At 60.4% G+C, this 13,203-nt stretch carries 15 protein-coding genes; 10 read left to right on the top strand and 5 right to left on the bottom strand.

Going from position 1 to position 13,203, the window contains the following annotated elements; genetic code table 11:
- Nucleotides 1-87 precede the first annotated feature (87 nt).
- The 6 genes from PR018_RS05705 (at nucleotide 88) to PR018_RS05680 (ending at nucleotide 3,913) form a co-directional block, all read left to right on the top strand.
- A complete protein-coding gene (locus PR018_RS05705) occupies nucleotides 88-333 on the top strand; it encodes a DUF982 domain-containing protein (RefSeq protein ID WP_142822300.1) in 246 nt (81 codons plus the stop codon).
- Nucleotides 334-487: 154 nt separating this feature from the next.
- Nucleotides 488-682, top strand: coding sequence for a DUF3309 family protein (locus tag PR018_RS05700; RefSeq protein WP_224128466.1), 195 nt, complete (start codon nucleotides 488-490; stop codon nucleotides 680-682).
- 109 nt (nucleotides 683-791) lie between these two features.
- Nucleotides 792-1,808, top strand: coding sequence for a ketopantoate reductase family protein (locus PR018_RS05695; RefSeq protein WP_142822299.1), 1,017 nt, complete (start codon nucleotides 792-794; stop codon nucleotides 1,806-1,808).
- A 307-nt stretch (nucleotides 1,809-2,115) separates the two neighbouring features.
- Entirely contained in the window at nucleotides 2,116-3,084 is a 969-nt protein-coding gene (gene dapA / locus PR018_RS05690) for a 4-hydroxy-tetrahydrodipicolinate synthase (RefSeq protein WP_142822298.1), read from the top strand.
- Nucleotides 3,085-3,211: 127 nt separating this feature from the next.
- Nucleotides 3,212-3,478: a hypothetical protein gene (locus PR018_RS05685; protein ID WP_142828868.1), complete on the top strand. Its 267-nt coding sequence runs from the start codon at nucleotides 3,212-3,214 to the stop codon at nucleotides 3,476-3,478.
- A 117-nt stretch (nucleotides 3,479-3,595) separates the two neighbouring features.
- On the top strand, nucleotides 3,596-3,913 hold the full coding sequence (locus PR018_RS05680) for a DUF1883 domain-containing protein (protein WP_142823567.1): 318 nt from the start codon (nucleotides 3,596-3,598) through the stop codon (nucleotides 3,911-3,913).
- A gap of 15 nt (nucleotides 3,914-3,928) precedes the next feature.
- Here PR018_RS05680 and PR018_RS05675 read toward each other — a convergent pair whose 3' ends face one another.
- Nucleotides 3,929-5,245, bottom strand: a complete 1,317-nt coding sequence (locus tag PR018_RS05675; protein ID WP_142822297.1) for a replication-associated recombination protein A — start codon at nucleotides 5,243-5,245, stop codon at nucleotides 3,929-3,931.
- Nucleotides 5,242-6,645: a DegQ family serine endoprotease gene (locus PR018_RS05670; protein ID WP_142822296.1), complete on the bottom strand. Its 1,404-nt coding sequence runs from the start codon at nucleotides 6,643-6,645 to the stop codon at nucleotides 5,242-5,244. Before PR018_RS05670 ends, PR018_RS05675 begins: the two co-directional genes overlap by 4 nt.
- A 232-nt stretch (nucleotides 6,646-6,877) precedes the next feature.
- Between PR018_RS05670 and PR018_RS05665 the strand changes: the two genes are divergently transcribed.
- Complete coding sequence (locus PR018_RS05665) at nucleotides 6,878-7,267, top strand: lysozyme inhibitor LprI family protein (RefSeq protein WP_142822295.1); 390 nt, start codon at nucleotides 6,878-6,880, stop codon at nucleotides 7,265-7,267.
- Between the two features lie 117 nt (nucleotides 7,268-7,384).
- Here PR018_RS05665 and ilvD read toward each other — a convergent pair whose 3' ends face one another.
- Complete coding sequence (gene ilvD / locus PR018_RS05660; RefSeq protein WP_142822294.1) at nucleotides 7,385-9,223, bottom strand: dihydroxy-acid dehydratase; 1,839 nt, start codon at nucleotides 9,221-9,223, stop codon at nucleotides 7,385-7,387.
- Between the two features lie 381 nt (nucleotides 9,224-9,604).
- Here ilvD and msrP point away from each other — a divergent pair, with 381 nt between their 5' ends.
- Both msrP and msrQ read left to right on the top strand, forming a co-directional pair.
- A complete protein-coding gene (gene msrP, locus PR018_RS05655; protein WP_142822293.1) occupies nucleotides 9,605-10,552 on the top strand; it encodes a protein-methionine-sulfoxide reductase catalytic subunit MsrP in 948 nt (315 codons plus the stop codon).
- A complete protein-coding gene (msrQ, locus tag PR018_RS05650) occupies nucleotides 10,552-11,190 on the top strand; it encodes a protein-methionine-sulfoxide reductase heme-binding subunit MsrQ (protein ID WP_142822292.1) in 639 nt (212 codons plus the stop codon). Before msrP ends, msrQ begins: the two co-directional genes overlap by 1 nt.
- Before the next feature lie 16 nt (nucleotides 11,191-11,206).
- Here the strand turns inward: msrQ and PR018_RS05645 are convergent, their stop codons facing one another.
- Nucleotides 11,207-11,581, bottom strand: coding sequence for a ribosomal maturation YjgA family protein (locus tag PR018_RS05645; protein ID WP_142822291.1), 375 nt, complete (start codon nucleotides 11,579-11,581; stop codon nucleotides 11,207-11,209).
- Nucleotides 11,582-11,806: 225 nt separating this feature from the next.
- Between PR018_RS05645 and PR018_RS05640 the strand changes: the two genes are divergently transcribed.
- A complete protein-coding gene (locus PR018_RS05640; protein WP_142823566.1) occupies nucleotides 11,807-12,649 on the top strand; it encodes a DUF817 domain-containing protein in 843 nt (280 codons plus the stop codon).
- An 83-nt stretch (nucleotides 12,650-12,732) separates the two neighbouring features.
- Here the strand turns inward: PR018_RS05640 and rplQ are convergent, their stop codons facing one another.
- Nucleotides 12,733-13,161, bottom strand: coding sequence for a 50S ribosomal protein L17 (gene rplQ / locus PR018_RS05635; RefSeq protein WP_111220701.1), 429 nt, complete (start codon nucleotides 13,159-13,161; stop codon nucleotides 12,733-12,735).
- Nucleotides 13,162-13,203 lie beyond the last annotated feature (42 nt).

The following is a 13,203-nucleotide window of genomic DNA, read 5'->3' as shown; positions in this document are numbered from 1 at the left end:
CTTCAGATTTGCCATCAGGCGCTCGCACAGGTTCCCAAACCCGCCTATGAGGGATCCTTCGGCAACTATCATGAAAAGGTCGGCAATATGGACACCCCCTGGAAACAGCCGGTTACCCTTGCGCTCGAAGGTCCGGAAACCTTTGTGACTATCGCCACGACACAGGCAGCATCCTGGGCAATGATCGAGGATTGGCCACAGGAGGACGGTCCGGCGCTCGATCGGGCGCTACTGATCTGCGCCGAAGTGCGCCAAGGCAAACGCACCGACGAGGACGCCCGCAAGGCATTTATCGCCGCCGCTATCGAGGCCGGCATCGCCATCCAGCCGTAGACAAACCGTGAAACAGCAACGTTCGTCTCTGGCCAAGCCGGCATGTCAAGATTGTCGAATTGTCGCAGGGCTCCATGGACTAACGGCTTTGCAGTTCTATATGGCCGATCATACCGGACCTCTCAAAGCATTGGCTTTAGTGTGATTTGTCGGGATGCTAAGCAAGGGAGTGATCACCGTGGGAACGATCCTGATCATCGTAATTCTGGTTTTGTTGTTGGGTGGCGGTGGCGGTTATTATGCCCATGGTCGTTACGGCGGACGTGGCCTCGGCGGCGTGCTGGGCCTGGTGTTGCTCGTCCTGATCGTCTTGTGGCTGCTTGGCGGCCTGCACGGCGGCGCAGTCTAAACCTGATTGTTGCGCCAGGCTCCTTGCCGAAAGGTCCGGGGTCTGGCGCATCGGTGCCACGGCGAGCGCTGTCAATACGAAACGTCCATCTGAGATCGCGGAGATTGCTATGCCCTCGTCATCGATCAAGACAGTTTGCATTTATGGCGCCGGCGCGCTGGGAGGCGCCATCGCGACGCGACTGGCCAGCGGAGCCTTGGCGGATGTCGCAGTTTCCGTCGTAGCGCGCGGCGCTCATCTCGATGCCATCCGGCAACACGGGCTCAAGCTCTGGACGGCCGGCGCAACGGAACCGCTGACGGTCCAGGTGAATGCTACGGACGATGCCAGCACTTTAGCGCCGCAGGACCTTGTCATCACTGGCCTGAAAGGCCATCAGCTTGGCGCGGCAGCGGCAGGTATCAGCTCCCTCATGCATGCCACCACCCGCGTCGTCATGGTGCTGAACGGCATACCCTGGTGGTATTTTCATCGGGACACCCAGAGCAAGCATGCAGAGACGCAGTTCGAGGAACTGGACATCGGCGGCGCGCTGTGGCGCTCGATTGGCCCCGACCGGGTGATTGGCTGCGTTGCCTACCAGGGCGCCGAAGTCACGTCGCCCGGAGAAATCCATCTGAGCAACGACGGTCGCTTCGTGCTTGGCGAACCCTCAGGCGAAAACACCGCCGACCTCGAGGCGATTACCCACCTCCTGACATCCGGCGGCCTCAATGTCAGCACGACGCCCCTGATCCGCAACGAGATCTGGAGCAAGCTGATGGGCAATGCGGCCTTCAACCCGATCAGCGCACTGACGAGGGCGAGGATGTCGGACATCATGGCCGACCCGGCGCTCGCCAACATGGTTTCGCAGGTGATGACGGAGGTCAAGGCGGTGGGCGAAGCGCTCGGCGCGAGTTTCACGATGTCGGTCGAGCAACGGCTCGAGCAGTCGAAGAAGATCGGCGATGTCCGCACATCCATGCTGCAGGACCTGCTGGCCGGCAAGCCCCTGGAGATCACGCCGCTCGTCGGCATGGTCGTATCGTGCGGTCGCCTTTCAGGCGTGCCGACGCCGACATCCGAGGCGATCCTCGCTCTCGTCACGCAGCTCGACCGAGAAAATCGCCGCTCTTCAGGCTGACCCCGGTCGCCACGCGCGGCCTCTATTTTTATGAAGTCTTTATTCTCGGCCGCTCGGGCTCGTATGGCTTTCCTACGGAGCCCGGCATTACCATCGCTGCATCGATTGCAGAGGTGAACCATGCCCCACGCCACCTGGCCCAAGCGGCCTGACCCTGCCGAACCAGATCGGCTTGCCTGCTCATGAGCCAGACCAACCGCCGTCGCCTGCGGGCGCGCCGTACGGCAATGATCATGCTTGTCTTCGGCATCGTGCTCGGCAGCGTCGAGATCGCCATCCTGTTTTCCTATCTGTGAGCGTCATTCCCATGAGAACGATTTATCTCGACAGCGCCGCCCGCAAGCGGAGCATCGGTGGCGCGATCACATCGCTCATCACCCCTTTTCGCGATGATGCCATCGACAGCAACGCGTTGATGGACCATGTGTCCTGGCAGATCGCCAGCGGCATCGACGGTCTTGCTGTCTGTGGCCTCGCCGGAGAAGGTCCCGTGCTGTCGGATCACGAACGGCAGACCGTTATTGCTATCTGCGTGGAGACGGCAGCGGCCAAAGTGCCGGTCATTGCAACGACGGGCAGCAATTGTACCGCCAAGACGATCGCAGCGACCCGGCAGGCCCGCAACGCCGGTGCGTCTGCGGCGCTGATAACCGTCCCCTATTATTCCAAGCCCACGCAGCGGGGCATCCTTGCCCATTTCGAAAGCATTGCCGACGCCACCGATCTGCCTTTGATCATCGATAACAGGCCAGCCCATGCAGGGATCGACCTCACGTCGGTTACGATCGAAAGGCTTGGCGAAATCGGCAGTGTCATCGGCATCTGCGACGGTGGAGGAGACATCGGCCGCCTCGGCGCGTGGACGGAGTTGCTGCCGCGACGTGTCGGTCTCTATACCAGCAATGACGCCGTAGCCCTCGGGTTTGCGATGACAGGCGGTGCCGGTTGCTTTTCTGACGCTGCCAACGTCGCGCCGCAGATGAGCGCGGCTGTCCAGCACCAAGCCGCCGCCGGTAACCTCGCGGCCGCTCTCAGCCTGCAGCAGCGCTTGCTTCCGCTGTGGCAGGCCCTTGCTGCCGAGAGTATCCCCGCGACCCTTAAACAGGCGATGCATCTGGACGGCAGGCCTGTCAGCACGGCGGTACGCTTGCCGCTGGTCTCGGTCGAGCCAGAGACGGAGACTGCTATCCGCGACGCGCTGACCCTGCTCCATGGCCTCGAGCACAAGCCCTGCACTGTTGTCCACGACCTCCAGGGCAGGTCTATGAGGATATGAGATTTTAATATTCCGGGCTGTCGCCCGAAATGGAAACCCTATGCCTGCCGGCATACATTCATAACCGTGGCGCAGCGCCGGTAGAATACCGGCCGATGCCAGACAAAAATGCCTGAAAGGAATGTCAATGCCCCGCTCCAATACCCAACGCGACGAAGCCGAACCGCTCCAACGTCGCTCGACCGGCTCGCTTGCCGCTTCGTCCGCTGCCCGCTTCCTGGTCGGGCGCGACGGTCACGGCGGCTGGATCGTGCAGGACCGCCTCGGACGTATCGGCGGTCTCTTCGCCAACGAGACTGCAGCGCTTCACTTTGCCCGCGAGGAATGTGACCGCAATCCTGCCGAAGTCTGCCAGTTGCCCGAAAATATCGTGCTCGGTTTCGACGGGTTTTAAATCAAGTCCTTCACTAGCCATTAAGTTGCGTTGATAGGTTCGAAACGCGTCCGACTCCATTCTTCCTTAACCACCTGGTGGATATTTTGGTGTCGGACGCGACATGAGATGACCGAGATGCCAAAGCCAGCCTTCCGTTACACCCATTACGATCTGGGCGACCAGCGCGCAGAGACGACGATTGAAATCACCCTCTCTGCCGTCGCCAATGTCAGGCTGATGACAGGTGGAAATTTCCAGCGTTTCAAGGAGACGCTCAAGCATCAGTTCGTCGGTGGCGTCGCCAAGAAGTCACCGATCCGCCTCACCGTTCCCGAGACCGGCCACTGGCATCTGGTGGTCGATATGGAAGGCCACAAGGGCCTCGCCGAATCGAGCGTCAAGCTCATCGAGAAGGCGTTGGCGCCGCGCATTCAGAGGGCTGCAGCGGGGTAGCCGACGGCGCCCGGTTCACTCGCCGGCCCGCTCCTTGCGAAGCTTTGCCCACCATTCCAGACGCTTCTTGATATCGCGCTCAAAACCCCGCTCGGGTGGATCGTAGAATTTCTGACGTCCGAGTTTTTCGGGAAAGTAATCCTGGCCTGAAAAGGCATCCGGCTCGTCGTGATCGTAGCGATAGCCGTCGCCATATCCCTCGCCGCGCATCAGCTTGGTGGGGGCGTTGAGGATATGCTTGGGCGGCAGCAGCGAACCATTCTCCTTGGCTGCCCGCGTCGCCGCCTTGAAAGCCGTATAGACCGCGTTCGATTTCGGTGCGGTTGCCAGATAGACGCAGGCCTGCGCGAAGGCCAGTTCGCCCTCGGGCGAGCCCAGATAGTCGTAGGCGTCCTTGGCGGCGTTGCAGATGACCAGAGCCTGCGGATCGGCCAGCCCGATATCCTCGACCGCCATGCGCACGAGGCGTCGTCCGAGATAGAGCGGATCCTCACCGGCGTCGAACATTCGTGCCAGGTAATAGAGCGCCGCATCCGGGTCCGACCCACGCACCGACTTGTGCAGCGCTGAAATCAGATTGTAATGCCCATCCTGCGCCTTGTCGTAGACGGGCGCCCTGCGCTGGACAATTTCTGTCAGGGCTGCGGTGTCGAAGACCTCGTCCGCCCGCGCTGCCCGCCATACTTCTTCGGCAAGTGTCAGCACCGCACGACCATCGCCATCCGCCATCCTGATCAGGCTGTCACGGGCGTCATCGGTCAACGGTAGCGGCTTTGCCTCCACCCGCTCGGCACGCTGCAGCAGTTCACGCAGGCTGTCCTCGTCATGGGCACGGAACGTCAGCACGCGGGCGCGCGACAGCAGAGCGGCGTTCAGTTCGAAGGAAGGGTTTTCCGTCGTCGCACCGACCAGGATGACGGTGCCGTCCTCCATGACCGGCAGAAAGCTATCCTGCTGGGCACGGTTGAAACGGTGGATCTCGTCGACGAACAGCAAGGTCTGGCGGCCATCCATGCGCCTCATACGGGCGGTCTCGAACATCTTCTTGAGATCTGCGACGCCGGAGAAGATGGCCGAGATCTGCTCGAAGGCGAGACCCGCCTCACCCGACAGCAGCCTTGCGACCGTGGTTTTGCCGGTGCCAGGCGGGCCCCAGAAAATCATCGATCCGAGCGAACCGCTCTCGATCATCCGCCGGAGCACGCCATCGTCGCCCGTCAGATGCTGCTGGCCGGTGACCTCGGCCAGCGTCTGCGGCCGCAGACGGTCCGCCAAGGGTCGCTTGCTGGCAACCTCTGCCGGGATCTGCGGAGCAAACAGGTCATTGCTCATCGGAAGAATTGCCGGATGCGCTGACCGTCCCGCTCGATCTCCACGCGCCAGATATCGGGTTCGCTGGCAGCAATCGCCGCGAGGCTCTTTGTGTTGGTGATCGGCGTGCCATTGACGGAGATAATGATGTCCTTCGGCTGGAAGCCGAGACGCGCAGCAGCGGAATCATCCTTCAGCTTTTCGACAACGACGCCTGCGGCCGTATCGGTCGGCATGTGCAACTCATCCGCCACGCGCGGCGACAGGTTGGCCACTGTCGCACCGGAGAAGGGATTGCTGCCAGTAATCAGCTTCTCCTCGCGCGGCTGCGTTTCGGGAGCGCTTGCCAGCGTCATTTTCGCTTCCCGCTCATTGCCGTTGTCGAGCACGGTCAGCGATACCGTCGCGCCGAGCCCGGCGGTTGTCAGACGGTAGCCGAGAGCATCGGGATGCTCGACGGATACGCCGTTGAGGGCGGTGACGACTTCGCCAGCCTTGAGACCGGCCTCGGCGGCGGGACCGTTGTCGGTGACCTTGGTGATCAGGGCTCCGCGAACCCGCTTCAGGCCGAGCGCATCGGCGACTTCGGAGGTCACCGGCTCAAAGGTGGCTCCGATGTAAGGGCGCTCGAAACTCTTGTCACCGCGATCGGCGGCAGCAAGGAAGACGCGCACGAGATTGGCGGGAATGGCGAAGCCGATGCCGTTCGACCCGCCGCTCTGCGAGAAGATCGCCGTGTTGAGGCCGATCAGTTCGCCTTTCATGTTTATCAGCGCCCCACCGGAATTTCCGGGGTTGATGGCAGCGTCAGTCTGGATGAAAAACCCGACCTCGTTCTTCACCTGGTTGCGAGCAAGCGCCGAAACGATACCGCTGGTTACTGTCTGGCCCACGCCGAAGGGGTTGCCGATGGCAAGCACGAGGTCGCCGACCTCGAGCGTATCGGAATTGCCGATCGGCAGCATCGGCAACTGCTCTTTCGTGTCGATCTTCAGCACGGCGAGATCGACCCGGTCATCCTTGAGGACCACCTTGCAGGGGAATTCGCGGCCATCTGAAAGGGCGATCTTGATGTCGTCGGCGCCATCGACCACGTGGTTGTTGGTGATGATCGTACCGTTCGCCTCGACGATGACGCCGGAGCCCAGCGATGTCTGCTTTTCGGTGCGGTTCGGCATGCGCTGACCGAAGAACTGCTGGAAGAAGGGATCCCCGGCGAAAGGAGACTGCTGGTGCACGACGCGTTCCGCGTAGACATTGACGACCGAGCCAGCCGTCTGCTTGACCAGCGGCGAGAAGGAAAGCTGCATTTCCATCTTGTTTTCCGGCACGGCCTTGGCCGTCTCGGCGTAGACCGGGGCGGGAAGCGTGACGACGAGCGCGAGCATAGGGATCGCAGCGCGTTTGAGCAAACCTTGCATGGGGAACCCTTTATAAAGTGTCTGTGGAGGCAACGTTGTAACCGCGAACGCTAGAAAGGAAAGAGGGCACAATCATGGAACTTCAAGCCAGCCGGAGGCTTTGCGCATACGCGGTTTGAACAAAACGGCCCGGAATGGGTTAGGAGTGCAGCAGTGTGCACATCTGGCTGATTCTCGAGCGGAAGTGCATCATCAACCAAGCGCCATAACTTTCTGAAATCGGAATCAAAAGATGGATCATTCGCCTCTGACACTCACCACCCGCCGCCGGTCTGCCAACCTAGTTTGCGCAGCGCTTGTCGGCTTGCTGCCGATCCTGTCGCCGCTAGGCTCGGCAAAGGCCGCCAGCTTCGATTGCGACGGCAAGACGCTTCAGCCGGATGAGAAAATGATCTGCGACACTCGCAGCCTGAACGATGCGGACGTCAAGATGGCCACGACCTTCGAGCTGATCTCCGGCCTTCTCGCCATGGGATCGCGCGGCACGCTGCAGGACGAACAGAGCGCCTGGCTGAAGAAGCGCCAGGCCTGCGGCGCGGATGCGGCATGCTTGAAGACCTCCTACGAGGACCGCCTGAAGCAGCTGGATGTCGCCTACAAGAACCTCGCCCGTCCGAACTGACCGGCACGGTCACGGTTGCGGTGACGCCTTGAATAAAAGAGCCCTTGCCAGGTTTTCGATGGCAGGGCCTCCATAGAAGAATGTCGGCCGCGGTGAAAACTGCGGCCAATTGTTTATCTAACGGCCGCTGAGATCGCGCACCGCGCCCTTGTCGGCGCTTGTGGCAAAGGCGGCATAGGCCTTGAGCGCCGTCGTCACGTTGCGCTTGCGCTTCTCGACCGGGAACCAGCCCTGTGCATCCTGCTGGGCGCGGCGGGCTGCGAGCTCCTCGTCGCTGACGCGCAGGCTGATGGAGCGGTTCGGGATATCGATGTCGATCATGTCGCCTTCGCGCACCAGGCCAATCGTACCGCCATTGGCAGCTTCCGGCGACGCATGACCGATAGACAGGCCGGACGTGCCGCCCGAAAAACGACCATCGGTGATGAGAGCGCAGGCTTTGCCCAGACCTTTCGATTTCAGATAGCTGGTTGGGTAGAGCATCTCCTGCATGCCAGGACCGCCCTTCGGACCTTCGTAACGGATGACAACGACATCGCCGGCCTTGACCTCGTTGGCAAGGATCGCCTTGACCGACGAATCCTGGCTTTCGAAGACGCGGGCCGGGCCGGAGAACTTCAGAATGCTTTCATCGACGCCTGCCGTTTTGACGATGCATCCGTCTACGGCGAGATTGCCCTTGAGAACAGCCAGGCCGCCATCCTTGGAGAACGGATGCTCGGCGCTGCGGATGACACCCTTTTCGCGGTCGACGTCGAGGTCGTCCCAGCGCGAACTCTGGCTGAAGGCAACCTGCGTCGGCACGCCACCCGGAGCCGCACTGAACAGCTTCAGTGCTGCCGGGTTGGCGGTGATGGCAATATCCCATTGTGCGATCGCATCACCGAGCGTCGGCGCGTGGATGGTCGGCAGGTCGGAATTCAGCAGGCCGGCACGTTCCAGCTCGCCGAGGATTGCCATGATACCGCCGGCACGATGCACATCTTCCATGTGAACGTCGGACTTGGCCGGCGCGACCTTCGACAGGCAGGGCACCTTGCGCGACAGACGGTCGATGTCGTCCATCGTGAAGTCGACCTCGCCCTCGTGGGCTGCGGCCAGGATGTGAAGGACCGTGTTGGTAGATCCGCCCATGGCGATGTCGAGCGCCATGGCGTTCTCGAAGGCGCCCTTGGAGGCGATGGTGCGCGGCAGTGCCGTGACATCGTCCTTCTCGTAGTAGCGTTTGGCGAGATCGACGATACGACGGCCGGCTTCCAGGAACAGCTCCTTGCGGTCTGAATGGGTGGCCAACGTCGAGCCATTGCCCGGCAACGAGAGACCGAGCGCTTCCGTCAGGCAGTTCATCGAGTTGGCGGTGAACATGCCCGAGCACGAGCCGCAGGTCGGACAGGCCGAGCGCTCGATTACGGCGACGTCTTCGTCGCTGATCTTGTCGTCGGCTGCAGCCACCATCGCATCGACGAGGTCGAGCGATACGGTCTTGCCATGCATGGTGACCTTGCCGGCTTCCATCGGGCCGCCGGAGACGAAGACGGTTGGGATGTTGAGGCGGAGCGAAGCCATCAGCATGCCCGGGGTGATCTTGTCGCAATTCGAAATGCAGACCATGGCATCGGCGCAATGGGCGTTGACCATGTATTCGACGCTGTCGGCGATCAGCTCACGCGATGGCAGCGAATAGAGCATGCCGTCATGGCCCATGGCGATCCCGTCGTCGACGGCAATGGTGTTGAATTCCTTGGCTACGCCGCCGGCCGCTTCGATTTCGCGCGCCACCAGCTGGCCAAGATCCTTCAAGTGCACGTGGCCGGGAACGAACTGCGTGAAGGAGTTGACGACGGCAATGATAGGCTTGCCGAAATCGCTGTCCTTCATGCCTGTTGCGCGCCACAGGCCGCGGGCACCGGCCATGTTGCGGCCGTGGGTGGTGGTTCTCGAACGGTAGGCTGGCATGGTGTTATCCTCGACGTCCTGCAGTTACGGGCATTGCTTGCGGCAGACCTATTCCGCCAGACGGACCGGCAAGCCCCTGCTTTTTAGAATTGTCGTAAATCAATCGGTGCGGACTGTCACTATCAGGTAAGCCGAATCCGGTACGCTGCAAGGGCATGCCCCCTCGCAATATCCTCGCCATCAGCGATCCCGGTTATTCCCGGACGAGGCCGCGACCAAAATATCGAACAGATGCATGACGTTTGCCGATGACACCTCAACATTTAGGTCGAACACAATAAATTGGCTTCTTTTCCCAAAAAAAAGCGGGCCTATTTGTAACTTACGTCGGTATTTCTGCGTATCACCATCGATACCGTCATCTCATCGAGGATTTTACCCATGGCCACCTACCAACCGCCCAAGATTGCCGCCTCCGAGATCACGCCTCGCCAGACCTATCTAGGCCGCCGCGCCTTCCTGGCGACAGCAGCAGGCGCCGGCCTGTCGATCGCCGGTGGCACCACAGCCATGGCGGAAGCGCTGGCAGCGTCGAAGACCGACTACAAGGTCGATGAAAAGCTGACGCCGAAGAAGGATGTCACGACCTACAACAACTTCTACGAATTCGGCACGGACAAGGCCGATCCCGCCGCCAACTCCGGCAAATTCAAGCCGCGCCCGTGGACGATCACCGTCGATGGCATGGTGGGCAAGCCGCAGACCCTCGACATCGACGCGCTGATCAAGGCCTTTCCTCCAGAAGAGCGTGTGTACCGGATGCGGTGCGTCGAGGCATGGTCCATGGTCATACCCTGGGACGGTTTCCAGCTATCCAAGCTGCTCGACATGGTGGAGCCGCTGGGCAGCGCGAAATACGTCGCCTTCGAGACCATCGTCCGGCCGTCCGAGATGCCCGGCCAATCCGGCAGCTTCCAGTCCCTGAACTGGCCCTATGTCGAAGGACTGCGGCTGGACGAAGCGCGCAACCCGCTGGCGCTGCTTGCCGTCGGGCTCTATGGCGAGACGCTGCCCAACCAGAACGGTGCGCCGATACGCCTGGTGGTTCCGTGGAAATACGGCTTCAAGGGCATCAAGTCGATCGTCCGCATCACGCTCACCGACAAGCAGCCGATGAACACCTGGCAGGTCTCCAACCCCGGCGAATACGGTTTTTATGCCAACGTCAACCCGGCGGTCGATCACCCCCGCTGGAGCCAGGCGACCGAGCGCAGGATCGGCGAAGGCGGCTTCTTCTCCTCCAGCCGCCACCCCACCCTGCCCTTCAACGGCTATGCCGACCAGGTGGCAAGCCTCTACGCCGGCATGGATCTTAAGGCGAACTACTAATGGTCCTGTCCCTCGCGCTGCCGAAACGCTTCCAGCCAGCCTCCGTCTGGCTGCTTTACGTCGTCGGACTTCTTCCCGCCGCCTACGCATTCTACCTTGGCGCCACCGGCAATCTTGGCGCCGATCCGACCAAGACCTTCGAGCTTTTCCTCGGCCTCTGGGCCATCCGCTTCCTGATCCTGACGCTCGCGATCACCCCGCTCCGCGACCTCGTCGGCTGGAACTGGCTGCGCTACCGCCGCGCCCTGGGGCTGCTCTGCTTCTATTATGTCGTGATGCATTTTCTGGTCTACACCATCCTCGACCAGGCGCTGATGCTCGACGCCATCCTCGGCGACATCCTGAAGCGACCCTTCATCATGTTCGGCATGGCAGGGCTGGTGATGCTGATCGCGCTGGCCGTGACCTCGAACAGGTACTCGATACGGCAGATGGGCAAGAACTGGATCTGGCTGCACCGGCTCGTCTACATCATCGCCGTCTGTGGCGCTCTCCACTTCGCACTATCGACCAAGGTGCTTTCGCTCGAGCAGTACGTCTATATCGGCCTCCTGATAGTGATGATCCTCTACAGGTCCTACCGGCCAATCATGATGCAACGACGACGCGGAACGCGGCAGAGGGCGGTGGCTGCCTGAGGCAGCAGAGGCTTCTCTACTTTGGCAAGATAGGACTGCGGGCTGCCAGAAATCTGTCGAACGCAGATGCGGCGACGATGCCGATGCCGTAGACAATTATATTGGTTAGGGAAAACACGCGTCCGAGAAGCAGGGCACCGCCAGCAGTCAACCTGAACGCATCAAGAGGCGGTGTATGGTAGAGTCTGAACAACTCGACGGCGGTGGAGATCACCATCGCCGCGCAAGCAATGCTTGCCCGTCTCGAGTTTGGTGCAAGCACTGCGATCAGGAAATAAACCATCGCGCCCCACAGTGCCGAGCCGCCATACTTCACGACCACGAACGGAAGGTTAAGCCCATAGCCATATCGCCGCAACGCCAGACCTGCAGCAATGATGGCAATTCCCATTGCAAGACGGGCTGCCCTGCTCCCTGGTGAGTGACCTCGAAAAAATGCGAGCACTTCGGCCGCTCCACCGCGATGTTAATGGGTTCGTCGCACCTATAGCTCACATTTCGATTTGGCAAGCCGACAGCCCAGCCGCATGCTGGTCTGCCGCTCACCGTATTTGCGGAAACAGCTCACAGCCATCGAGTTAATTTCAGGAATTCAAACGCCGTGCCCCTCCGAAGACTGCTTCCGGCCATCGACAGGCATCTCATCGAAATACGTGCAGCGCCGCATCTGAGGGGAACCAAGCGCTTTCTCATAGAACTCGTCTATTTTGGTATCAAGGAAGCACGTGCATGTCTCTTTGCTGGCCTCTTTTTCTTGGCCATCTTCACAGTCCCGCGCGGCGGCATTTTTCATATTCCCCGATATGACGTGCTGCTGCTGGTTGCCTTGTCCATCCAGTTCTGGATGGTCGCCAGCAAACTGGAAAGCATTGATGAGTTGAAGGCGATCTGCTTCTTTTACGTTATCGGTTTCGCTCTCGAGGTCTTCAAAACATCGAGCAGCATCCATTCATGGGCATATCCGGACTTTGCCTATAGCAAGCTGTTCGGCGTGCCATTGTTTTCCGGATTCATGTACGCTGCCGTAGGCAGTTACGTAATACAGGCGTGGCGCCTCCTCGCACTACGAGTTAGGCATCATCCACCATACTGGATGGCAGCTGTGCTCTCGCTGGCAATTTACCTGAACTTCTTCACACACCACTACATCGCCGACTATCGCTGGTACATTGCCGCGTGTACGATTGGACTTTATTCGCGGACTTCAGTCACGTTCCGCCCGTATGATCGGGACCGGCGGATGCCCCTTCTGTTGGCTTTTGCCCTGATCGGCTTCTTCGTCTGGCTTTTCGAAAATTTCAGCACCTTCTTCGGGATATGGCGCTATCCGAGCCAACTCGGCGAGTGGTCCGCTGTCAACATTGGCATATGGAGTTCATGGTCGCTCGTCGTCATCATGACGTTCACCATCGTTGTCTATCTCAGGCATATCAGGGAAGATATCCACATACCCGAATAGCCTTCTCCATCACACGCCCGCCACAACGCAAAAAAGCCGGACGATTGCTCGTCCGGCCTTTTGATTGATGAGGCTTTTACCGCTTAAGCGGCAGCAGCTTCGGCAGCTTCTTCGGCTGCAACGCGGGCCTTGTCGCCGGCGCCCTTGGCAGCGATGTCGCGGTCGACGAACTCGACGACGGCCATGGCGGCGTTGTCACCCATGCGGAAGCCAGCCTTCATGATGCGAAGGTAGCCGCCGTTGCGGGTGGCGTAACGGGTAGCGATTGCATCGAACAGCTTCGATACGACAGCGACGTCGCGGATCTGCGAGATGGCCTGACGACGAGCGTGCAGGTCGCCGCGCTTGCCGAGCGTGACCAGCTTTTCAACGATCGGGCGGATTTCCTTTGCCTTCGGCAAGGTCGTGGTGATCTGCTCATGCAGGATGAGCGAAGCCGCCATGTTGGCAAACATTGCCTTGCGGTGACTTGCAGTTCTATTCAGCTTGCGGCCTACCATACCATGGCGCATTGCTATTCTCCTTAAATCGCAGGTGCCCTTTGATTTTGGGCC

The organism is Rhizobium rhododendri (assembly GCF_007000325.2).
Classification (GTDB): domain Bacteria; phylum Pseudomonadota; class Alphaproteobacteria; order Rhizobiales; family Rhizobiaceae; genus Rhizobium; species Rhizobium rhododendri.
Note: the sequence above shows the minus strand (reverse complement) of the source record. Positions and strands in the feature narration are given on the sequence as shown.

Bases quoted from the DNA above. Each gene is read 5' to 3' on its own strand.
- PR018_RS05700 (WP_224128466.1), top strand. From the start codon at position 488: ATGCTAAGCAAGGGAGTGATCACCGTGGGAACGATCCTGATCATCGTA.
- PR018_RS05685 (WP_142828868.1), top strand. From the start codon at position 3,212: ATGCCCCGCTCCAATACCCAACGCGACGAAGCCGAACCGCTCCAACGT.
- PR018_RS05665 (WP_142822295.1), top strand. From the start codon at position 6,878: ATGGATCATTCGCCTCTGACACTCACCACCCGCCGCCGGTCTGCCAAC.
- msrQ (WP_142822292.1), top strand. From the start codon at position 10,552: ATGGTCCTGTCCCTCGCGCTGCCGAAACGCTTCCAGCCAGCCTCCGTC.
- dapA (WP_142822298.1), top strand. From the start codon at position 2,116: ATGAGAACGATTTATCTCGACAGCGCCGCCCGCAAGCGGAGCATCGGT.
- PR018_RS05680 (WP_142823567.1), top strand. From the start codon at position 3,596: ATGCCAAAGCCAGCCTTCCGTTACACCCATTACGATCTGGGCGACCAG.
- PR018_RS05675 (WP_142822297.1), bottom strand. From the start codon at position 5,245: ATGAGCAATGACCTGTTTGCTCCGCAGATCCCGGCAGAGGTTGCCAGC.
- PR018_RS05670 (WP_142822296.1), bottom strand. From the start codon at position 6,645: ATGCAAGGTTTGCTCAAACGCGCTGCGATCCCTATGCTCGCGCTCGTC.
- PR018_RS05695 (WP_142822299.1), top strand. From the start codon at position 792: ATGCCCTCGTCATCGATCAAGACAGTTTGCATTTATGGCGCCGGCGCG.
- ilvD (WP_142822294.1), bottom strand. From the start codon at position 9,223: ATGCCAGCCTACCGTTCGAGAACCACCACCCACGGCCGCAACATGGCC.
- PR018_RS05645 (WP_142822291.1), bottom strand. From the start codon at position 11,581: ATGGGAATTGCCATCATTGCTGCAGGTCTGGCGTTGCGGCGATATGGC.
- msrP (WP_142822293.1), top strand. From the start codon at position 9,605: ATGGCCACCTACCAACCGCCCAAGATTGCCGCCTCCGAGATCACGCCT.
- PR018_RS05705 (WP_142822300.1), top strand. From the start codon at position 88: ATGGACACCCCCTGGAAACAGCCGGTTACCCTTGCGCTCGAAGGTCCG.
- rplQ (WP_111220701.1), bottom strand. From the start codon at position 13,161: ATGCGCCATGGTATGGTAGGCCGCAAGCTGAATAGAACTGCAAGTCAC.